Source organism: Bradyrhizobium sp. 190 (assembly GCF_023073415.1).
Classification (GTDB): domain Bacteria; phylum Pseudomonadota; class Alphaproteobacteria; order Rhizobiales; family Xanthobacteraceae; genus Bradyrhizobium.
Genome location: NZ_JADPJL010000008.1, coordinates 585,376 through 605,093, shown reverse-complemented (window position 1 = coordinate 605,093; position 19,718 = coordinate 585,376). Strand labels below are relative to the sequence as shown.

At 63.3% G+C, this 19,718-nt stretch carries 19 protein-coding genes; 10 read left to right on the top strand and 9 right to left on the bottom strand.

Annotated elements, in window-relative coordinates; genetic code table 11:
• Positions 1–70: 70 nt before the first annotated feature.
• From IVB22_RS06680 to IVB22_RS06655, 6 genes are read left to right on the top strand one after another with little or no spacing between them, the layout of a single operon-like run.
• Positions 71–1,042, top strand: a complete 972-nt coding sequence (locus tag IVB22_RS06680; RefSeq protein WP_247516503.1) for an ABC transporter permease — start codon at positions 71–73, stop codon at positions 1,040–1,042.
• Positions 1,039–1,878 (top strand): ABC transporter permease, encoded by an 840-nt coding sequence (locus IVB22_RS06675; protein ID WP_247516502.1) that lies wholly within the window; start codon positions 1,039–1,041, stop codon positions 1,876–1,878. Before IVB22_RS06680 ends, IVB22_RS06675 begins: the two co-directional genes overlap by 4 nt.
• Positions 1,879–1,880: 2 nt before the next feature.
• Positions 1,881–3,488, top strand: coding sequence for an ABC transporter ATP-binding protein (locus IVB22_RS06670; protein ID WP_247516501.1), 1,608 nt, complete (start codon positions 1,881–1,883; stop codon positions 3,486–3,488).
• Between the two features lie 15 nt (positions 3,489–3,503).
• On the top strand, positions 3,504–4,439 hold the full coding sequence (locus IVB22_RS06665) for a glyoxylate/hydroxypyruvate reductase A (RefSeq protein ID WP_247516500.1): 936 nt from the start codon (positions 3,504–3,506) through the stop codon (positions 4,437–4,439).
• A gap of 9 nt (positions 4,440–4,448) precedes the next feature.
• Positions 4,449–5,525 carry a phosphotransferase gene (locus IVB22_RS06660; RefSeq protein ID WP_247516499.1) on the top strand — a complete coding sequence of 359 codons (1,077 nt, stop codon included), beginning with the start codon at positions 4,449–4,451 and terminating at the stop codon, positions 5,523–5,525.
• 4 nt (positions 5,526–5,529) lie between these two features.
• A complete protein-coding gene (locus IVB22_RS06655; protein WP_247516498.1) occupies positions 5,530–6,825 on the top strand; it encodes an aspartate aminotransferase family protein in 1,296 nt (431 codons plus the stop codon).
• A gap of 298 nt (positions 6,826–7,123) precedes the next feature.
• Here the strand turns inward: IVB22_RS06655 and IVB22_RS06650 are convergent, their stop codons facing one another.
• The 3 genes from IVB22_RS06650 to IVB22_RS06640 are packed head-to-tail and all read right to left on the bottom strand — an operon-like array spanning position 7,124 to position 9,922.
• Positions 7,124–7,960: an SDR family NAD(P)-dependent oxidoreductase gene (locus IVB22_RS06650; RefSeq protein ID WP_247516497.1), complete on the bottom strand. Its 837-nt coding sequence runs from the start codon at positions 7,958–7,960 to the stop codon at positions 7,124–7,126.
• Between the two features lie 6 nt (positions 7,961–7,966).
• Complete coding sequence (locus tag IVB22_RS06645; RefSeq protein ID WP_247516496.1) at positions 7,967–8,845, bottom strand: alpha/beta fold hydrolase; 879 nt, start codon at positions 8,843–8,845, stop codon at positions 7,967–7,969.
• A gap of 27 nt (positions 8,846–8,872) precedes the next feature.
• Entirely contained in the window at positions 8,873–9,922 is a 1,050-nt protein-coding gene (locus IVB22_RS06640) for a hydroxyacid dehydrogenase (RefSeq protein WP_247516495.1), read from the bottom strand.
• Positions 9,923–10,252: 330 nt separating this feature from the next.
• On the opposite strand from IVB22_RS06640, the gene IVB22_RS06635 reads away from it, so the two are divergent.
• The 3 genes from IVB22_RS06635 (at position 10,253) to IVB22_RS06625 (ending at position 11,860) form a co-directional block, all read left to right on the top strand.
• Positions 10,253–10,807 (top strand): thiamine pyrophosphate-binding protein, encoded by a 555-nt coding sequence (locus IVB22_RS06635; protein ID WP_247516494.1) that lies wholly within the window; start codon positions 10,253–10,255, stop codon positions 10,805–10,807.
• Positions 10,808–10,815: 8 nt separating this feature from the next.
• Positions 10,816–11,430 (top strand): thiamine pyrophosphate-dependent enzyme, encoded by a 615-nt coding sequence (locus tag IVB22_RS06630; protein ID WP_247516493.1) that lies wholly within the window; start codon positions 10,816–10,818, stop codon positions 11,428–11,430.
• Positions 11,431–11,506: 76 nt separating this feature from the next.
• Complete coding sequence (locus tag IVB22_RS06625; protein WP_247516492.1) at positions 11,507–11,860, top strand: VanZ family protein; 354 nt, start codon at positions 11,507–11,509, stop codon at positions 11,858–11,860.
• 59 nt (positions 11,861–11,919) lie between these two features.
• Here the strand turns inward: IVB22_RS06625 and IVB22_RS06620 are convergent, their stop codons facing one another.
• From IVB22_RS06620 to gcl, 4 genes are all read right to left on the bottom strand, one after another.
• On the bottom strand, positions 11,920–12,306 hold the full coding sequence (locus IVB22_RS06620; RefSeq protein WP_247516491.1) for a DUF1236 domain-containing protein: 387 nt from the start codon (positions 12,304–12,306) through the stop codon (positions 11,920–11,922).
• Between the two features lie 133 nt (positions 12,307–12,439).
• Positions 12,440–13,369: a 2-hydroxy-3-oxopropionate reductase gene (locus tag IVB22_RS06615; RefSeq protein ID WP_308200368.1), complete on the bottom strand. Its 930-nt coding sequence runs from the start codon at positions 13,367–13,369 to the stop codon at positions 12,440–12,442.
• A complete protein-coding gene (hyi, locus tag IVB22_RS06610; protein WP_247516489.1) occupies positions 13,362–14,147 on the bottom strand; it encodes a hydroxypyruvate isomerase in 786 nt (261 codons plus the stop codon). The genes IVB22_RS06615 and hyi overlap by 8 nt, the downstream gene beginning before the upstream one ends.
• A 17-nt stretch (positions 14,148–14,164) precedes the next feature.
• On the bottom strand, positions 14,165–15,964 hold the full coding sequence (gene gcl / locus IVB22_RS06605; RefSeq protein ID WP_247516488.1) for a glyoxylate carboligase: 1,800 nt from the start codon (positions 15,962–15,964) through the stop codon (positions 14,165–14,167).
• 328 nt (positions 15,965–16,292) lie between these two features.
• On the opposite strand from gcl, the gene IVB22_RS06600 reads away from it, so the two are divergent.
• Entirely contained in the window at positions 16,293–17,306 is a 1,014-nt protein-coding gene (locus IVB22_RS06600; RefSeq protein WP_247516487.1) for an N-acetylmuramoyl-L-alanine amidase, read from the top strand.
• A gap of 45 nt (positions 17,307–17,351) precedes the next feature.
• Here IVB22_RS06600 and IVB22_RS06595 read toward each other — a convergent pair whose 3' ends face one another.
• A complete protein-coding gene (locus IVB22_RS06595) occupies positions 17,352–18,380 on the bottom strand; it encodes a hypothetical protein (RefSeq protein WP_374207494.1) in 1,029 nt (342 codons plus the stop codon).
• Positions 18,381–18,535: 155 nt separating this feature from the next.
• Complete coding sequence (locus tag IVB22_RS06590) at positions 18,536–19,597, bottom strand: ketopantoate reductase family protein (RefSeq protein WP_247516485.1); 1,062 nt, start codon at positions 19,595–19,597, stop codon at positions 18,536–18,538.
• Between the last annotated feature and the right edge of the window lie 121 nt (positions 19,598–19,718).

Sequence of the window (19,718 nt, the reverse complement as noted above, 5' to 3'; positions counted from 1 at the left end):
GCCCACTCGTCGGGCGTCAGGCCTCAGGCCTGACGCCCGGATATGACGACTCCAACGCAAGCGACAGAACATGATTTCCTTCATCGCACAGCGGATCGCGAAGGCCATCGTCGTCCTTCTCGCGCTCGTCGTTCTCAACTTCTTCCTGATCCGGATGGCGCCGGGCGATCCCGCGCTGGTGATGGCGGGTGAAGCCGGCGCAGGCGATCAGGTTTTCCTGGCTCAACTGCGCGAGAAGTTCGGTCTCGACCAGCCGCTGCCGATGCAGCTGTTTCTCTATGTCAAAGGCATTCTCAGCCTCGATCTCGGATTCTCGTTTCGTCAGCAGATGCCGGTCTCGACGCTGATCCTGCAGCGCCTGCCGGCGACGCTGTTGCTGACGGGGACCGCGTTTGCGATTTCGCTGGCCTTCGGCATCCTGTTCGGCGCATTGGCGGCGCGCTTTGCCGGGACCTGGGCCGATACCGCGATCACGGTCGCGGCGCTGATCTTCTACGCCACGCCGCTGTTCTGGGTTGCGCTGATGGCGATCCTGCTGTTTTCGGTCACGATGGATTGGCTGCCGAGCTTCGGCTACGAGACGGTCGGCGCCAACTATACCGGGCTCGCGCATGTGCTCGACGTCGCCGCCCACCTGATCCTGCCGGCGACGACCATCGGCCTGTTCTTCATGGCCACCTATGCCCGCATGACACGCGCCTCGATGCTCGAGGTCAACAGGCTCGACTTCGTCAAGACCGCGCGCGCCAAGGGCCTCTCCGACACCGTGATCCAGCGCCGCCACGTGCTGCGCAACGCGCTGTTGCCGGTGGTGACACTCGCCGGCCTGCAGGCCGGCACGCTGGTCGGCGGCGCTGTTCTGACCGAAACGGTGTTCGCGTGGCCAGGCATCGGCCGCCTGATGTACGAAGCACTGCTGCAGCGCGACTACAATTTGCTGCTCGGCGTCTTCGTCGTCTGCTCGGCCATGGTTCTGGCCTTCAACCTGATCACGGACCTTGTCTACCGCTCCGTCGATCCCCGCATCGAGTTCGCCTCATGAAACAGGTCTGGCGAATGCTGTTGCGCAATCCCGGCGGCATGATCGGCGTCGCGATCCTGACTGTTACGATCGCGGTCGCGCTGTTTGGCCCGCTGCTGTTTCCGACTTCGCCCTGGCGCATGGTACAGCGGCCGTTCCTGCCGCCGTTCACAATGGCTAACCTGCCGCTCGGGACCGATGCGCTCGGCCGCGATGTCATGGCAGGCATCATCTATGGCGCGCGCGTCTCGCTGCTGGTCGGCCTGATCTCGACGCTGGCGTCGCTGGCGGTCGGCATCCCGCTCGGCGCCGCGGCCGGATATTTCGGCGGGCGGGTCGACGATGCGCTGATGCGTTTCACCGAATTCTTCCAGACCGTCCCGAGTTTTGCGCTGGCGATCGTGCTCGTCGCGATCATGCAGCCCTCCATCGCATCGATCGTTACAGCCATTGCCATCGTCAGCTGGCCCCCGGTGGCGCGGCTGGTGCGCGGCGAAGTGCTGTCGCTGCGCACACGCGAATATGTCCAGGCGGCGGTCGTGACCGGCCAAAGCAACTGGTGGATCATCTGGCGCGAGATCCTGCCAAATGCACTCTCTCCCGTCATCGTGCTGGCCTCGCTGATGGTCGCGACCGCGATCCTGCTGGAATCCTCACTCTCCTTCCTAGGCCTCGGCGATCCCAATCTGATGTCGTGGGGCTACATGGTCGGCGCCGGCCGCACGGTGATCCGCCAGGCCTGGTGGATCACGGTATTCCCCGGGATCGCCATTCTGGCCTCGGTGCTGGCGCTGAACCTGATCGGTGAAGGCCTCAACGACGCGCTCAACCCCCGCCTCGCCAAGGGAGGGCGCTGAGCATGACCGTCGTCATCAAGAACCTGAAGCTGGCGCTGCCGCCCGGTGGCGACCGCGCGCATGCGGTGGATGGCGTTTCGTTCGATCTCGCCGCCGGCAAAATCCTCTGCGTGGTCGGCGAATCCGGCTCCGGCAAGTCGATGTGCGCCCACGCGCTGATGGGCCTGCTGCCGGAAGCCGTGACGGCTGAATCCGGTGAGATCCTGTTCGACGGCAAGAATCTGTTGTCGCTCAGCCGAACGGAATGGCTGGCGCTGCGCGGCCGCGGCATCGCCATGGTGTTTCAGGAGCCGATGACGGCGCTCAATCCGTTGATGCGGATCGGCGACCAGATCGCCGAAATGTTCGAGGCGCATGATCTCTTGACGCCGAAGGAGCGTCGTCAAAAGGCCCTCGCCCTGATCGGCGAAGTCGGCCTGCCCGACCCCGAGCGGATCGTTCGCGCCTACCCCCATCAACTATCCGGCGGCCAGCGCCAGCGCGCGATGATCGCGATGGCGCTGGCGCTCGAGCCCGCCGTGCTGGTGGCCGACGAACCGACCACTGCACTCGACGTCACGACGCAGGCGCAAATCCTCAAGCTGATCCGCGACCTGCAGCGCCGCCGCAACATGGCCGTCATGTTCATCACTCATGATTTCGGCGTCGTCGCCGAGATCGCCGATCGCGTCGTCGTGCTTCAGCACGGCAAGGTGGTCGAACAGGGCACAGCCGACGATGTGCTGTTGCGCGCTCAGCATCCCTATACCCGCGCATTGCTTGCCGCTGTCCCCACCCTGCAGCCACCGCAGCGGACGCCCCTGCTCGATCGCAGCAAGGCGGTGGAAGTGATCGGCCTCGGCAAGACCTATGTCACCGGCGGCGGATGGTTCCGCACCGCACGGCGCGTGCAGGCGGCCAGGGAAGTCAGCTTCGACATCTTCCGCGGCGAGACGCTCGGTCTGGTCGGCGAATCCGGTTCGGGAAAATCCTCGGTGGCGCGGCTCGTGATGCGCCTGATCGAACCCGATGCCGGCACCGTCCGCATCGGCGACGTCGATCTCACCCAGATCAGAGGAAAGACGCTGCGTGAACAGCGCCGCCGCATTCAAATGGTGTTCCAGGATCCATTCGCCTCGCTCAATCCGCGCCGAAAGGTCGGCAACATCATTACCGATGGCCCAATCGCGCATGGCGTCGATCCGGCGGCGGCGCGAAAGCGTGCCGGTGAGCTGCTCAGCCTCGTCGGCCTCAATGCCAGCGCGATGGAACGCTTTCCGCATGAATTCTCCGGCGGACAGCGGCAGCGCATCGGAATCGCGCGGGCGCTGGCGCTCGATCCGGAAATCCTGGTCGCCGACGAAGCCGTATCCGCGCTCGACGTGTCCGTGCAAGCACAGGTACTGGACCTGCTGGAGGATCTGAAGTCCCGCCTCGGTCTGTCGATGCTGTTCATCACCCACGACCTGCGCGTGGCTGCGCAGATCTGCGACCGCATCGCCGTGATGCAGCATGGCGCGATCGTCGAACTCAAATCCGCATCCCTGCTGTTCGCGGCGCCCGAACATGCCTACACGCGCGAACTGCTCTCCGCGGTGCCTGGGCAGACGTCATCGTCCAAGGCGGCATGAGCGGGACCACGAACGATGCGCTGCGTCCTGGTTAGCAAGAGCCTCGATCTTCAAGGCTATCTCGGCCCGCAATTCATGCGCGCCGCCGACTGCATCGAAATCGTCAGTCATCCCCACGAGGGTCCGGCAACAGACGTCCGGCTGGCGGTGGCCTGGCATCCTCCGGATGACGCATTCGAACGGTATCCCAATCTGCAGGCGGTCTGCTCGATCGGCGCCGGCGTCGACAACATCTTAGCGTGTCCCAGCCTGCGCCCCGATATCGACGTGATCCGCGTCGTGGATCCGGCGCAGGCGCAGATGATGTCGGGTTTTGTTGCCTGGCACGTGATCGGGCATCAGCGGCGCTTTGCGGCCTATCAGGGCCAGCAGCGCGAGGAACGCTGGCAGCGTCTCGCCCTGCGCCGGGCGCAGGATGTGCCGGTCGGCATTCTGGGCTTTGGCGAGATTGGCCGCAGGGTCGCCGCCGATCTCGCTTTGCTGGGTTTCCCGGTCATGGCGTGGAGCCGAACCGCAAAGCAGACGCCGCAAGGCGTGCGCGGCTTCAATGGCGCCGCCGGCCTCGATGCCATGCTCGGCCAGACCGAAATTCTCGTGAACCTGCTGCCGCTGACGCCGGAAACGAAGGGCATTCTCAACCAAAGGACGTTCGCCCGCATGTATCGTGGCGGCTACCTGATCCAGGTCGGCCGCGGCGAGCATTTGGTCGAAGCTGATCTGCTCGCCGCCGTGGAAAACGGCCAGCTCGCCGGCGCCGCGCTTGATGTGTTCTCGACCGAACCATTGGCGCCGCGCCATCCATTCTGGCGACACCCCCGCATCGTCGTCACGCCGCACGATGCATGCGAAGTCAGCGTGGAAGCAATCGGCGCGACGTTTCGCGCCACGGCGGAAGCGATACGAACCGGACGGCGCCCACCTCATTCCGTCGATCGCGAACGCGGCTACTGAGCGACACCAATGGATATTCTAGTGCCGGACTCGTCTGCCGCGACTGTTGAGGCTCACCCGATCGACACGCTGCGCGCCGCATCCGCCATTTCGGAAGCGCTCGCGCAAAGGCTGGCGGCCGAGCACTACGGCCTGATCGCCGCCGTGCACCGGCTCGACAGCGAGCGCGACCAGAACTTTCGGCTGCGCTCGCTGAGTGGCAGCGAATTCGTCCTGAAGATTGCCAATCCCGCGGAAGACCGCGCGGTGACCAACCTGCAGACGGAGGCCCTGCTTCACCTCGCTGCCGCCGATCCCAGCCTGCCGGTCCCGCGCATCTTTCCGGCACGCAACGGCATGACGGAACTTGAGATTGCGTTCGACGACGGCTCGACCCGGGTTGTGCGCCTGTTGTCGTATCTCGCGGGAACGCCGATGCATGCGGTCGCAGCATCGACGGCGCTGCGGCGCGATCTCGGCCGCTGCGCCGCAAGGCTCGCGCGGGGTCTTTCTGATTTCAGCCATAGCGGGGCCAATCACAAGTTGCTTTGGGACCTTCAGCACGCCGCTGAACTGCGGCCGCTGATCGACGCCGTCCCGGCCGAGCGTCGCGGTCTGGTTGAGGATGTTCTCGGCGGTTTCGAAGCTCGCGCGCTGCAGCTACTTCCGCAGTTGCCGAACCAACCCGTCCATAACGACCTCAACCCGCACAACGTCGTCGTCGACCCCGAAACCCATGCCGTCGTTGCCGGGATCATCGATTTCGGCGACCTCACCTGCACGGCGCGGGTCAACGACCTTGCGATCACGGCAGCGTATCAGGTTGCCGACAGCGACGATCCGCTTGCGCCGGCCTGCGAGATGATCGCGGCCTACCATGCCGTGCTGCCGCTCGAGCCGGCCGAATTCAGCGTGCTGTTCGACCTGATCGCCACGCGCATGGCCATGACGGTCGTGATCAGCAGTTGGCGAGCCGCCCGTTATCCTGCTAACCGCAACTACATTCTGCGCAACAATGCCGCGGCCTGGGGGCGGCTACAGCGCATGGCCACGCTGTCGCGAGACCGGGCCACGTTTCAAATCCAACGCGCATGCGATGTGGGGTAGAGAGATGTCCGCCGCCGATGAGGCCATTTCGACACAAGACATGATCGCACGACGAAGCCGGCTGCTCGGTCCAGCGTACCGCCTGTTCTACGACCAGCCGGTCCAGTTCGTCCGCGGCGAAGGCGTCTGGCTCCATGACGCTGCCGGAAATCGTTATCTGGACGCCTACAACAACGTTGCATCCGTCGGGCACTGCCATCCGCACGTCGTGCAGGCGATTGCGCGGCAGGCCGCCGTGCTCAACACGCATACGCGATACCTGCACGAGACCGTACTCGACTTCGCGGAAAAGCTGCTCGCGACGTTTCCGCACCAGATCGGTCACGTCATGTTCACCTGCACCGGCAGCGAAGCCAATGACCTCGCCTTGCGGGTGGCGCGAACCTGCACCGGCGGCACCGGCTTCATCGTCACCGCAAACGCCTATCACGGCGTCACCAGCGCGCTGACTGAGCTGTCTCCCTCGCTCGGACTTCCGCGTCCGGATGCCAGTCACGCACGACTGATACCGGCGCCCGGCTCGGAAGCAAACGCCGGCGAAGTGTTTGCCCGTCATGTCAGCGCCGCGCTGGAAGACATGAGAAAATGCGGCATCAAGCCTGCGGCGCTTCTGGTCGACACCATCTTTTCCAGCGACGGCGTGTTCGCCGATCCCCCTGGTTTCTTGCGCCCGGCGGTCGAAGCCGTCCGGGCAGAAGGCGCGCTATTCATCGCCGACGAAGTACAACCCGGCTTCGGCCGCTGCGGCGAACAGATGTGGGGTTTTGCCCGCCACGACCTCGTCCCCGATCTCGTCACCATGGGCAAGCCGATGGGGAATGGCCATCCCGTCGCCGGGATGGCAGCGCGTCCAGAACTGCTGGCCGAGTTTGGCCGGCGGTCGCGCTACTTCAACACCTTTGGCGGCAACCCGGTTTCCGCCGCCGCCGGCATTGCGGTGCTCGACGTGATCGAATCCGAAGGGTTGATGCAGAACGCGCAACACACCGGCGACTATCTGGTCAAACTGCTCCGGCAGCTAAAGGCGCGATATCCGTTGATCGCGGAAATCCGCAGTGCCGGGCTATTCGTCGGCGTCGAGCTGCGGCACGGCGGACAAACGGGAACGCCTGCCACGGCGGAGGCCGCGCGTGTCGTGAACCTGTTGCGTGAGCGGCGCGTGCTGATCAGTTCAGCCGGACCGCAAGGCAACGTGCTCAAGATCCGTCCACCGCTGGTGTTCGGCACCGAACACGCCGACCTGCTTGTCCAAAGGCTCGACCAGGCGCTGGCGGAAGTAAACGTGACGCAGGAGAAGTAAGGACGAGCGCCTTAAGCGCCGGCGGCCGGCAGGCTGGCGGCGGCGATGGCGACGATCTGGGCCAGCCGGCGTCCGATCCGGGACGGGGCGTTGCGCAGAAATGAACGAACCTGTCGCATCTGACATCTTCCATGGGCGCCAGTGAAAAAGGGCGCACACGGAAAATGGTCTTAGGCGGCTAACTAGTCGAGATCCCTGGGAAAATAGCAATGTACGCTTCGTCTGGACGCCGATCGGCAGTGGATTTATTGCCGCGATCGGCCTGTCCGCGGATGAAATCTTCTCCCCGGATTTTGGCTCATAGTCCGGTGATGCCGCTGTCGACCGCCAGCGCCTGCGCGTTGACGTAAACGCTCTCGTCGGAGATGAAAAACAGCGCCGCGTAGGCGATTTCCCAGCCTGTCGCCATTCGCCCGAACGGCACGCCCGACGCGCTTCGCGATGGCCGGCCGGCGCTGGTGTGCCGGCCGAGCGGCGTATCGACCAGGCCGGGGTAGATGATGTTGGCGCGAATGCCGCGCCTGGCGCCTTCCTTCGCGACATTGCGCATCAGGCCGCCGAGCGCCGCTTTCGACGCGTCATAGGCGATCAGCTGCGAACCGGAACGCAGCGCCGCAATCGATGAGATGAACACGATCGAGGATCCGTCGGCGACGTGCTTGAGCGCCTTGCGGCAGCAGAGCATCGGCCCCGTCAGGTTGACCGCGAAGGTGTCGTTCCACTCCTTGAGGTCCACGCCGTCGAGCCCGAGCGCCCCCACCCCGATGCCGACATTGAGCACCATGCCATCAATGCCGCCGAGACCCTCCATCGCCTCGTCGACCATCCGGTTGACATCGTCTTCGCGCGCGATGTTGGCCTCGATCGAAAACGCCTGGCCTCCCTCGGCCGCAATGCGCCCGACGGTGTCGTCGGCGCTGGTGCGGTTCAAATCGGCGACCGCGACATGGGCCCCTTCCCTCGCAAACAGCAGCGACATGGCCCGGCCGTTTCCAACGGGATCGGTGGCGGCGTCGAACGTCCGCTGTCCGCCGCCGACGACCAGAATCTTGCGGCCCTGAAGGCGCCCGCGGCCCGGCGCCTCGCCTGCGGATTCCGGACTTAGCTGACGAACATGGCGTATCTTGTCTGACATTTCATCTCACTGTGCTTGAACGGGCTGCGGCGCATCAAGAAACCGCCGCAACGACGCGAGGACGACATCGAGCCGGTCATGATGAAGCCAGTGCCCGGCGCCCGCGATCTTCTGCAGCTCGGCTCGCTTGAAATGTGCGAGCAGGCCGGCGGCCTCGGGGTCGGGAAGAAAGCTTTCGTCGCCCCACATCAGCAAGGTGGGACAGGTGATGCGCGACCATAAGGCGGCATATTCGTCCGGTGACAGCCGATACGGCGCCCTCGCCCTTTGATAGTGATCGAACTTCCAGCGATAGAGGCCATCGGCGTCCTGCCGGAGGCCGTGGCGGGCGAGATGAAGCGCCAACTCGGACGTCAGCCGCTTGTTGCGCGTCGAAAGCCGCTGCGCCGCCTCCTCGATCGTGCGGAAGGCACTGGGTTCGCGCTCCCCGATGCGGTCGAGCTGATCGATCCATCGCGACATCTGTTCATGGATCGGCGCGGGTTGTGAGCGCGACAGGAAGGCCCCGTCCAACACGGCGAGGCGCGATACCCGATCCGGATAGGTTCCGGCATAGGCGAGCGAGATCATTCCCCCCAGCGAATGACCAACGATGGCGGCATCCCGCAGCTCCGTGAAGCGGATCAAGCGGCCGAGGTCATAAACATGATCGGTCAGACTGTAGCTGCTTCCCTTCGCCCATTCGGAATCGCCGTGCCCGCGCAGGTCCGGGGCCATGACATGAAAATGCGGCTGCAATTCCCGCGCGATCGCATCCCAGTTGCGGCAATGGTCGAGCCCGCCATGAACCAGGATCAGGGGCGGCGCGGCCTCGTTGCCCCAGTCGACATAATGCAACCGCAGCCCCTGCGACTCATAAAAGCGGTCTGCCGGTTCGGCCATCATGGGATCGTCTCTCGCTGACGTGATGGCCTATTTCGGCGCGAATCCGAACGCGCGCTCGAAGCGCTTGACGTAATCGGGCCACACCTCGGGATTGACGACGCGCGGCGGCCGCTTGCCGTCGAGCGCGTCGAGAATCTGTTCGGCGGCGATCCTGCCCATGTTCACCCGCGCTTCCTTCGTCACCCCTGCGGTGTGCGGGCTCGCCAGCACATTGTCGAACTGCAGCAGCGGATGCTCCGGCGGCGGCGGCTCCTTGTCCCAGACGTCGAGGCCGGCGCCGGCAATCCGCTTGTCGCGCAACGCCTCGTACAGCGCGTCCTCATCGTGAATGAAGCCACGGGCGGTGGTGATGAAGAATGCGTGCGGCTGCATCAGCGCGAACTCGCGGGCGCCGATCATGCGGCGATTGTCCTTGGTCAGGGGGCATGAGATCGAGACGAAGTCCGAACGGCGCATCAACTCGTCGAGTTCGACCTTCTCCCCGCCCCGCGCGGCCATCTCCTCCGCAGTCAGATAAGGATCGTAGGCAATCACCTTCATGTGCAGCAGGCCGTTGCACAGCTCCGCGATGCGGCGGCCGACATTGCCGAGGCCAACGATGCCGATCGTCTTGCCCTGCGCCTCGTTGCCGATCAGCGCATTGCGATTGACGTTGGCCTCGCGGCGCAGCGCGCGGTCAGATTCGAGGATGCGCTTGGACAGCGTCAGCAGCATGCCGAGCGCATGCTCGGCGACCGAATTGGCGTTGCCGCCGGATTGATTGACGACGAGCACGCCGGCCGCGGTGCAGGCATCGACGTCGACGGGATCGAAGCCCGCGCCGTTCGAGGACACGATCAGGAGGTTCGGCGCCCGCTGCAGCAAATCCTTGTCGACATGGAAATGCCTGGCAATCTCGTCACGCGCCGCACCAACCTGATAGGCATGCGCCGCCGCCAAAATTGGCGCTGCGACCGCATCGGGGCTTTCGTTCTCCAGCCGGTCGAGCCGCACGTCCGGGCGGGCTTTGAGGATATCAACGTAAATCTCATTGGCGAGATATTTGACATAGAACACACGCTTGTTGTTGACGGTCATTTTTCTTGGCAACTTTCAGTTCGGCAAAGCGTAGAGCTTGACTGGTTTGGCGGGATGGCCGCTCGGGACCACGATCAGGTGGAAAATCTCAGCAGAAGTGCGGGCGGTGCAGCGGCCAGCGCCGCGGCGTTGGCAGCAATCCGGATACATTCAGCCATAGCCCCTCCCGATATCTTTCTTATCTCACATCGTCGCATCCCGGCTGTAGGGGCGCGCGGCGCAGAGCAGGATACGGTTGGAACATGTTGACAATCCCGCTGATGGCGTCAAGTTTCGCCGCTCCAAGAATGAGCGCGAGCGAAATATCGTCGCGGGGAGAGGAGACCAAAAATGGCGGTTGCGGAGGAAAAAACCTCGCCCGAAACCACTGAGAAGAGCTGGCACGGCATCGTGCTGCAAACCCTCAAACGCAACGATATCCGCCTGGTCCCTTACGTGCCCGACCGCGTCCTGACGACGCTGATCAGGAACCTGCACGCCGATCCCTTCTTCACGACCTTCCCCACGGCGCGCGAGGAGGAAGCGGTCGGCATCGTCTCGGGCGCCTGGATGGGCGGCATGCGCGGCGCGGTGCTGATGCAGACGTCCGGGTTTGCCACGCTCGCGAACGTGCTGGCGTCACTGGCGATCCCCTATCAGATCCCGCTGATCATGTTCGTGTCCGAGCGCGGCACGCTCGGCGAATTCAACTATGGGCAGTCGCTGGTATGCCGCACCATGCGCCCGGTGCTGGATTCGCTCGCGATGGAGCACCATACCGCCACACGGCTCGACGAATTCGAATTCATCGTCGACCGCTCCATCAAGCAGGCCATCAGCACGCAGGCGCCGGTGGCGCTGATCCTCTCGCCGCTTTTGACCGGCGGCAAGGTCTTCGACAAGTGAGCGATCTCATGAGCAGCGCAAACGACAACCCGGCCCGCAATACCAAGGTCATGAATCGCTTCGATATCACCTCGCGGCTGATCGCGAAATTGAAGAACGAGGAGGCCGTGATCGGCGGCATCGGCAACACCAATTTCGACCTGTGGGCCGCCGGCCACCGGCCGCAGAATTTCTACATGCTTGGCAGCATGGGCCTCGCCTTCCCGATCGCGCTCGGCGTGGCGCTCGCGCAGCCGGACCGGCGCATCTTTGCGCTCGAAGGCGACGGGTCGCTGTTGATGCAACTGGGTTCGCTCTCGACCATCGCGACGCTGGCGCCGAAGAACCTCACCATGGTGGTGATGGACAACGGCATCTACCAGATCACCGGCGCGCAACCGACGCCGGGTGCCGCCGTCGCCGACATCGTCGCCATCGCGGTCGCGAGCGGGCTCACCAATAGCAGCTGGGCGGCGGACGAAGGCGATTTCGAGCGCCTGATCGAAGCGTCCATGTCGGCCGCAGGCCCGACGTTGATCGGCGTGCGTATCGACGACAAGCCGGGCACAGGCACCACCCGCCGCGATCCCGTACAAATCCGGGAGCGCTTCATGCACGGTATGGGCGTGCGGGAGCCGCTCTGACGGCAATTAACCACAGGCATCGCCACTTCGCGTGCGCGGGGGTATCCGGCACATAAAACCGTGCTATGCCACCGCGATGACGATCATTTTTCGACTAATCGCCTGGGGCCTGGCCGCCGCCATCGCCTTTGCGACGCTCGGGCCGGCGGGACAGCGGCCCCACTTAAGCCTCGGACAGAACGGAGAGCATGCACTTGCCTTCGTCCTGCTGGGACTCGCTTTCGGACTGGCCCATACACGCAACCGGTTGCACACGGCGGCCTTCGTTATCGCCTTTACCGGGGTGATCGAAATCCTGCAGTTCTGGGCGCCCGGTCGGCACGCACGGCTGACGGACTTTGTGGTCGACGCGCTGGCGGCATCGCTCGGCCTTGCGGCTGCTGCGGCGCTCGACTGGACGATCAGGCGAACACGCCACAGCCCGTCGTGACAAAAAAATCCTCGCGGGACGATGACCCGCGAGGATTGCTTTCGTAACTGCTGCGTCCGTTAGTCGATGATCTTGACGACCCGGCGCGTGCGGGGCTCCACGATCACACGGCGCTCATTGACGACCGCATAACCGTATTCGGTGTGCTGCGGCACCGCACGCAATTCGACGGTCGGCGGCAGCGGCTCGCCGACGACCACCCGCTCACGAACCACGACAGAACGGTCCCGCGGGAGCCCGGTAATCACGGCGTTCGGAATTTCCACGGCTGCGCCGACCGCGGCACCCACGGTGCCGCCGACGATTGCGCCGACCGGGCCACCCACTTCGCCGCCCGCAGCGGCGCCGTCGGCCGCGCCTCTGGCGGTGGTCGACGACTGGGCAAATGCCGCGCCAGGGACCAGCAGCGAGACGGCAATCAGTGAAACAGCCAAACGATTATTCATCGCGTCCTCCAGTGAATTTGACGATGCCTCTCAACCACTGGAAGAGCGAGAGGTTCCGGTTCCAATGCGGCAGCAAAAAGAGCCGCGCCGAAACTTCGACGCGGTTCCAGTCACAGGGAAGTTCCGGTCTAAATCAGCCTTTTGCGACCTGATGGTTCGCCATCATCTCCAGCGCACGCACCATGCCGGAATGATCCCACGCCTTGCCGCCATGGGCGGTGCAGGAGCTGAACAGTTGCTGGGCGACCGCCGTGCTCGGCAAGGAAATGCCGAGCGCACGCGCGCCCTCCAGCGCCAGGTTGAGATCCTTCTGGTGCAGCTCGATGCGGAATCCCGGCTCGAAATTGCGCTTCACCATGCGCTCGCCATGCACTTCTAGAATTCGCGACGATGCAAAGCCGCCCATCAGCGCCTGCCGCACCAGCGCCGGATCCGCGCCGGCTTTCGACGCGAACAACAGCGCCTCGCCGACCGCCTCGATCGTCAGCGCCACGATGATCTGGTTGGCGACCTTGGTGGTCTGCCCGTCGCCATTGGCGCCGACGAGGGTGACGTTCTTGCCCATCTTGTCGAATACGGGCTTCATGGCGTTGAACGCGCGTTCCGGTCCACCGACCATGATTGTCAGGCTCGCCGCCTTGGCGCCGACCTCCCCACCCGAAACCGGCGCATCGAGATAATCGGCGCCGAGCGCTTCCACCTTCTTCGCGAATTCCTTGGTGGCAAGCGGCGAGATCGAACTCATGTCGACGACGATCTGCCCCTTCGAGAGGCCGGCCGCGACACCATCCTGTCCGAACAACACCGCTTCCACATGCGGCGTGTCCGGCACCATGATGATGACAATGTCCGCCTTCTCAGCGACTTCCTTGCCCGATTTGCACGCCACGCCGCCGCCCGCGACCAGCTCCGATGCAACAGGCACGACATCATGCAGGAACAGGCGGTGGCCGGCGGCCTGGAGATGGCCTGCCATCGGGCGCCCCATGGTGCCGAGGCCGATAAAGCCGATATCGCTCATATCAAACTCCCCTTTGTTCTTTTTTGCTTCTTGTTCAAGTATCGGCCGTCAGCGCGGCGTGCCAACCGAGGCCCTCGACCGTCGTCGTCCTCGGCTTGTATTCGCACCCGACCCAGCCGCGATAACCAATAGCGTCGAGATGACGGAACAGGAAGGGATAGTTGATCTCGCCCGTCCCCGGCTCATTGCGGCCGGGATTATCGGCAAGCTGGACATGGGCGATGCGCGGCAGGTGCTTTTGCAAGGTGCGCGCAATGTCGCCTTCCATGATCTGCATGTGGTAGATGTCGTACTGCACAAATAGGTTGCTCGAGCGCACGTCCGCAATGATCTGAAGCGCCTGCTCGGTCCGGTTCAGAAAGAAGCCGGGAATATCGATCGTGTTGATCGGCTCGATCAGGAGCTTGATCCCTTCCCTGGCGAGCGCATCCGCGGCGAAACGCAGATTTCCGACCAGCACTTCGTTCAGATCGATCCTGTCCACGCCGTCAGGCGCGATGCCGACGAGGCAGTTGAGCTGACGGCAATCGAGCGCCTTGGCGTAGTCGATGGCGCGCGCGACGCCATCGCGAAACTCGTCGATCCTGTCGGGCAGAATGGCGATGCCACGCTCGCCGGCTCCCCAATTGCCCGCCGGAAGATTGTGCAGCACCTGCGTCAGCCCGTGCTGGTGCAATTGCTCGCGCAACTCGGCCTTGTCGAAATCATAGGGGAATAGATATTCCACCCCGCTGAAGCCGGCGGCCTTGGCGGCCGCGAAGCGATCGAGGAACGGCTGCTCACCGAACAGCATGGTGAGATTGGCGGCAAATTTTGGCACGATCTACTCTCCTCGATTTATGCCGGCAGCAGCTTGCCGGATTGCGGTGCGCTCGGCCTTGCCGGCGTGTCGTCCAGCGGCAGATCGAGCACCTCCTCGAATTCGACGATGTTGTCGATCTCGGTTCCCATCGAGATATTGGTGACGCGCTCGAGAATGAACTCGACCACCACAGGCACCTGGAATTCGGCCATCCATTCCCGCGCGGTGGCGAATGCCGCCTGTGCATGGTTCGGATCGGTGACGCGGATCGCCTTGCAGCCCAGCCCCTTGGCGACCGCGATGTGGTCGACGCCGTAGACACCGATCTCCGGCGCGTTGATGTTCTCGAACGAGAGCTGGACGTGGTAGTCCATGTCGAAGCCGCGCTGCGCCTGCCGAATCAGTCCGAGATAGGAATTGTTCACGACGACGTGGATGTAGGGCAGCTTGAACTGGGCGCCGACCGCCAGCTCCTCGATCAGGAACTGGAAATCATAATCGCCCGACAGCGCGACGATCTCGCGGCTCGGATCGGCTGCTCGCACGCCGAGCGCCGCCGGCAATGTCCAGCCGAGCGGACCGGCCTGCCCCGCATTGATCCAGTTGCGCGGACCGTAGACGCCCAGAAACTGCGCGCCTGCGATCTGCGACAGTCCGATCACGCTGACATAGCAGGTGTCGCGTCCGAACGCCTTGCTCATCTCCTCATAGACGCGCTGCGGCTTGATCGGCATGTCGTCGAAATGGCTCTTGCGCAGCATGGTGCGTTTGCGGTCCTGGCACGCCGCCGGCCACGCCTGCCTCTCCCGGAGCTTGCCGGCCTTCCGCCACTCCTTGGCAACCGCGACGAACAATTCCAGCGCCGCCTTGGCGTCGGACACGATGCCGAAATCGGGATTGAAGACGCGGCCGATTTGCGTAGGTTCGATGTCGACATGCACGAACGTCCGACCCTTGGTGTAGGTCTCGATCGAACCAGTGTGCCGGTTGGCCCAGCGGTTGCCGATCCCGAGCACGAAGTCGGATTGCAGCATGGTCGCGTTGCCGTAGCGGTGGCTGGTCTGCAAGCCGACCATGCCCGCCATCAGCACGTGATCATCGGGAATGGCGCCCCACCCCATCAGCGTCGGCACCACGGGAACGTTGACGGCCTCGGCGAACGCCACCAGCAGCTCCGACGCATCGGCATTGATGACGCCGCCACCCGCCACGATCAGCGGCCGCTCCGCCGCGTTGAGCATTTCGAGCGCCTTTTCGATCTGCTTGCGCGTGGCAGCAGGCTTGTAGACCGGCAGCGGCTCGTAGGTCTCGTCGTCGAATTCGATTTCCGCAAGCTGCACGTCGAGCGGCAGGTCGATCAGCACAGGTCCGGGCCGCCCCGAGCGCATGATGTGAAACGCCTGGCTGAACACACGCGGCACCAGCGCCGGCTCGCGCACGGTGACCGCCCATTTCGTCACGGGTTTGGCAATGGATTCGATATCGATCGCCTGAAAGTCTTCCTTGTAGAGCCGCGCGCGCGGCGCCTGCCCGGTGATACATAGGATCGGGATCGAGTCCGCGATCGCCGAATAAAGTCCCGTGATCATGTCGGTGCCGGCCGGCCCCGATGTGCCGATGCAGACCCCGATATTGCCGGCCCTGGCGCGGGTATAGCCCTCGGCCATATGGGAGGCGCCCTCGACATGGCGCGCCAGGATGTGGCCGATCGAGCCCCGCTTCTTCAGCGCGGAGTATAGCGGATTGATCGCCGCGCCGGGCACGCCGAAGGCGATGGTCACGCCCTCCTTTTCCAGGATCCGTACGGCTGCATCGATCGCTCGCATCTTTGCCATGTCGCGCCTCGCTCAAGGGTGTGGCTCTGGCTGCGATCTTCGCGACAGCGACACGCGATCTCAACGCGGGTGATTTTATTTCCCGCGGAGTGGAAGGGGATTAAAAAATCCGCAGATAATCAGGTGCTTGGGTAGATTGCGCGATGGAAACCAAGGGCGGCAATAACGGATGACATGATGCGCCTGTGCCGTGCTTGAGTTCCTGCGCCATGAACGACGGAGGGCGCAGGGAAAGCCGGTTACCCGGAGCACCCGCAGCCCGTGTCATTGACCTCTTCCGGTATCGCGATCTGAGCTGCTATAATGGCCTCTCGGGGAGGGGGCGAGCATGAAGCGCCGCGGGTTCATTTGTGTTCTCGGTAGTGTCGCTTCGGGATTTTGGCCCCGCCGCCGCACCATCATCGTCACGATGGCCGCAATGGTGCTTCTGCCGATCGAGGCCAGCGATGCCGGCTGGCTGTCGGATCTCTTCAAATCAAAGCAAGCCAAATCGACAAAACAAGCCAAATCGACAAAGCACCTTACTTCGCGCAAGCCAGCCACTTTGGCGAAGCGTGCCGCCTCACCAAAGCGGCACACGGTAAAACTTGCCGCCGTGGGTCCGGTCCAATTGAACCCTGCCGCTTTGAAACCGGTTGTGGCCCGTTGCGATCCCGCGAAGTTCCGGATCGTCCTGGATGTGGGGCATACCGCCGAATCGGAAGGCGCGATCAGCGCCCGCAACGTCTCCGAGTTCGCCTTCAATCTGCGCCTAGCGAAGCAGATCGAGGAGAAGTTGAAGGCCGAAGGCTTTGCCCGGACCAAATTGCTTCTGACCGAGGGCAAGGCCAGGCGCAGCCTCGTCAAACGCGTCGACGCCGCCAACAATCTGCCTGCGGATCTCTTCCTGTCGATCCATCATGACTCCGTGCCCAACAAATTCCTCGAGGACTGGGAATTCGAGGGAAAGAAAAGCCGTTTCAGCGACCGCTTCAGCGGATATTCCGTCTTCGTCTCCCGCAGCAATCCGGACTTCAAGACGAGCCTCTCGTTCGCCGAACTGATCGGCAAGGAAATGAAGGCCCAGGGCCTCGATTATGCCAGGCAATATTCGCAACCCATCATGGGCCGGTACCAGCGTCCGCTGCTGAACAAGGAGACCGGCGTCTATCGCTACGATGAGCTCATCGTGCTGAGAAAAACCCGGATGGCTGCCGCCCTGCTGGAGGCGGGCTCGATCATCAACCGGGACGAAGAACTCATGATGGGTTCGCCTGAACGCCGGGACATCATCAGCAGCGGTGTCACGGCGGCGGTGAAGGAATTCTGCGAGCCTCGATGGGGCATCCTCGGTCCGCTCTGATGACGGGGTGGGCCCCACCTGGCATCGGATTCCGACCTGCCGACGTCAACTCTTTGATCGCGCCTTGATCTTGTCGAACTCGGCAAGCGCTCGTTCAAACTTGTCGTTGAAGAGCCACATCGCATCGAGAATTTCGCGGAAGGTTGCAGATGTTTTGGCCCGGTCAGCCTGTCCAAAGGTGAAAACGCTGTTGTTTCGCAGGTATCCCATGATTGTCGGGTCAGAAATTCTATAGTTGAGCAGGTTGCTTGACTTGAGTGCGGACTTCGTCGGACTCGGAATAATCTGGATGAGTTCAAAGAGCTTCATCTGATCGATCGGATCTGGCAGTGTTTTCACGATAGACGGCACCTGCGGGAAAATATCCGCGTGCGCATTCATCAGGCCATCTCGTACGGCGGTCCAGTGGTTGTACCGGTGATCCAGATTGCCGGCCCGTGCCTCTTCCCTGTCGTCGCGAGCGTTCAGTGCAGGATCAAAGGCTGCTATCGACTTCTTTATAGTCGCCCATTTTCTTCGCCCATTTTGATCTTCGGGTACGCCTGTTTGCAAACTGCCCTTGTATTTATTCGAGCGCGCATTCCCAATGTTCTGATTGCCATTTGTCTCGGCAAAGAACAGCCCCAGGCTGATACGGCCTGCCGCTTCGGCATTGACCGCGTCAAGGCCCCTGGCTCGCGCAATGGCAGTGCCCAATTCGACAACATCCTTGAATGGCGTATCTGAGTTTTGCGCATTGGCGGGCGGCGCCTGCATGACGTCGAAGAGTCTCCTGTACTCATCGAGCAGCGGCTCGTTGTCGGCGCTAAAGTATGCCGGAGGGATTCCGTATTTATTGGGCCCGCCTATTTTGGACGGAATAGCGTCGGTGAGGTCCTTGTATGCGCTCATCATGTTGTTGCGTGCAAGGTAGAGTGCCTGTCCCGGCAAGTTCGGGAGCGGTTTACTCGAATTGATCTGTGCGCGCCGCTGGCTCAGGATCGACTCAAAATGGCCCCGCGAATCATTATATGTATTGAGCGCATCCGATTGTTTTTTCGTGAGTGCGGCCGGCTCACCCATTGCAGGCGGCATGAAGCTGAGATTGCCGATGACGGCCGCGACGAGCGACACAACCATGGAAGCTGGCGGCGTGAAAAAGAGTCCGAGAGCAAGCGCTGCCGTCGGCGCAGCAGTATGGCTTTTTATTCCCATGGCGATTTCCCATGCGCGCAATGACGCAAAGCGGTTCAGTTCAGCCGCAGTTCCGTGATGTGCCGCGGATCCGGGTTCAGCTCACCACGCTCCACGCGCTTGACGATATCCGTTAGCGCGGCATTTGCGGCGCAGGAAATGCCGATCTTCTCGCCCTCGCGCACCACGAGCCCGTTGAGGAATTCTATCTCCGTGCGCCTTCCCTTCTGCATGTCCTGCCCCATCGAGGGACGCTGCTGAGAGGAAGTCCGTTTGCCGTCCTTGAAACGCTGCTCGTCGCAGACGCGCATTGCCGCCTCGTCGCCTTCGCCGGCGCGCGCGATCGTATCAGGCGGCAGGTGCAAAATCTCCTCCAGTTGATAGCCCTGCGCCTGTCCGACGCGGATCGCCTCGCTGCCGAGCCGCGTGGAGAAACGGCGAAGCGGCTCGCTTTGCAGGATTTCCGCGCCCGGCAGGCCGGTGCAGGCGGAGAGCCCGTTGCCCATGACATTGGCGACCAGTTTCGACCAGCGCTCGCCCCAGAGATTGTCCGTCACCTTGGCACTGTCGGAGTAGCCGACCAGGCGGCAGACCTCCTCCGCCCGTGGCGTGATACGGCCGTGCACCTCGCCGGCGCGAAACACCGTGTGCGCCGCCCCGCCCTTGCCGGCGCCGCGGTGGATATGGCCGGGCGCAGGCAGGTTCACCGTGATGCTGCTGGCAATGCAGCCCAGCGTCTTGCCCCAGCCGACAATGCCGGCAATCGTCTCCTCGTTCATGCAGTTCTGCAGTGACACGACAAAGCCGTCCGGCGCCAGATATTGCTGGATCAGCATGGTCGCCCAGGCCGTGTCGTAGGACTTCATGCAAACGAAGGCGATTTCGACCGGCTTCTCCTTGGCGAGCTGCTGCGCATCCGTGACGTGGAGCGCGCGCACCGGAACCGAGAACTCCGCGACGTCCATGGCGTGGGTAACGCGCAGCCCGTGCTTCCGCATGTGCTCGACATGCTCGGGCCAGGGATCGATGAACGTGACGTCCTCGCCCGCCTGCACGATATGGGCACCGGCATATCCGCCGACGGCGCCCGCTCCGACAATCGCGATCTTCCGGCCCATGCTTCCCCCTGCATCTTCTTGCGGCAGACGACGCAACCGCGTCCGCTCATCCGTTGGAGGACACTCTAGCGGATCGGGGCCTCCCGCCAACCGGTCGTTTTGTGCCAAAAGCGGGCCCGTG

Excerpts from the sequence above, each read along its gene's own strand:
- IVB22_RS06620 (WP_247516491.1), bottom strand. The coding sequence starts at position 12,306 with ATGAATAATCGTTTGGCTGTTTCACTGATTGCCGTCTCGCTGCTGGTC.
- IVB22_RS06590 (WP_247516485.1), bottom strand. The coding sequence starts at position 19,597 with ATGGGCCGGAAGATCGCGATTGTCGGAGCGGGCGCCGTCGGCGGATAT.
- IVB22_RS06635 (WP_247516494.1), top strand. The coding sequence starts at position 10,253 with ATGGCGGTTGCGGAGGAAAAAACCTCGCCCGAAACCACTGAGAAGAGC.
- IVB22_RS06675 (WP_247516502.1), top strand. The coding sequence starts at position 1,039 with ATGAAACAGGTCTGGCGAATGCTGTTGCGCAATCCCGGCGGCATGATC.
- IVB22_RS06650 (WP_247516497.1), bottom strand. The coding sequence starts at position 7,960 with ATGTCAGACAAGATACGCCATGTTCGTCAGCTAAGTCCGGAATCCGCA.
- gcl (WP_247516488.1), bottom strand. The coding sequence starts at position 15,964 with ATGGCAAAGATGCGAGCGATCGATGCAGCCGTACGGATCCTGGAAAAG.
- IVB22_RS06655 (WP_247516498.1), top strand. The coding sequence starts at position 5,530 with ATGTCCGCCGCCGATGAGGCCATTTCGACACAAGACATGATCGCACGA.
- IVB22_RS06600 (WP_247516487.1), top strand. The coding sequence starts at position 16,293 with ATGAAGCGCCGCGGGTTCATTTGTGTTCTCGGTAGTGTCGCTTCGGGA.
- IVB22_RS06645 (WP_247516496.1), bottom strand. The coding sequence starts at position 8,845 with ATGATGGCCGAACCGGCAGACCGCTTTTATGAGTCGCAGGGGCTGCGG.
- IVB22_RS06640 (WP_247516495.1), bottom strand. The coding sequence starts at position 9,922 with ATGACCGTCAACAACAAGCGTGTGTTCTATGTCAAATATCTCGCCAAT.
- IVB22_RS06625 (WP_247516492.1), top strand. The coding sequence starts at position 11,507 with ATGACGATCATTTTTCGACTAATCGCCTGGGGCCTGGCCGCCGCCATC.
- IVB22_RS06665 (WP_247516500.1), top strand. The coding sequence starts at position 3,504 with ATGCGCTGCGTCCTGGTTAGCAAGAGCCTCGATCTTCAAGGCTATCTC.
- IVB22_RS06680 (WP_247516503.1), top strand. The coding sequence starts at position 71 with ATGATTTCCTTCATCGCACAGCGGATCGCGAAGGCCATCGTCGTCCTT.
- IVB22_RS06630 (WP_247516493.1), top strand. The coding sequence starts at position 10,816 with ATGAGCAGCGCAAACGACAACCCGGCCCGCAATACCAAGGTCATGAAT.
- IVB22_RS06670 (WP_247516501.1), top strand. The coding sequence starts at position 1,881 with ATGACCGTCGTCATCAAGAACCTGAAGCTGGCGCTGCCGCCCGGTGGC.
- IVB22_RS06660 (WP_247516499.1), top strand. The coding sequence starts at position 4,449 with ATGGATATTCTAGTGCCGGACTCGTCTGCCGCGACTGTTGAGGCTCAC.
- IVB22_RS06595 (WP_374207494.1), bottom strand. The coding sequence starts at position 18,380 with ATGCCGCCTGCAATGGGTGAGCCGGCCGCACTCACGAAAAAACAATCG.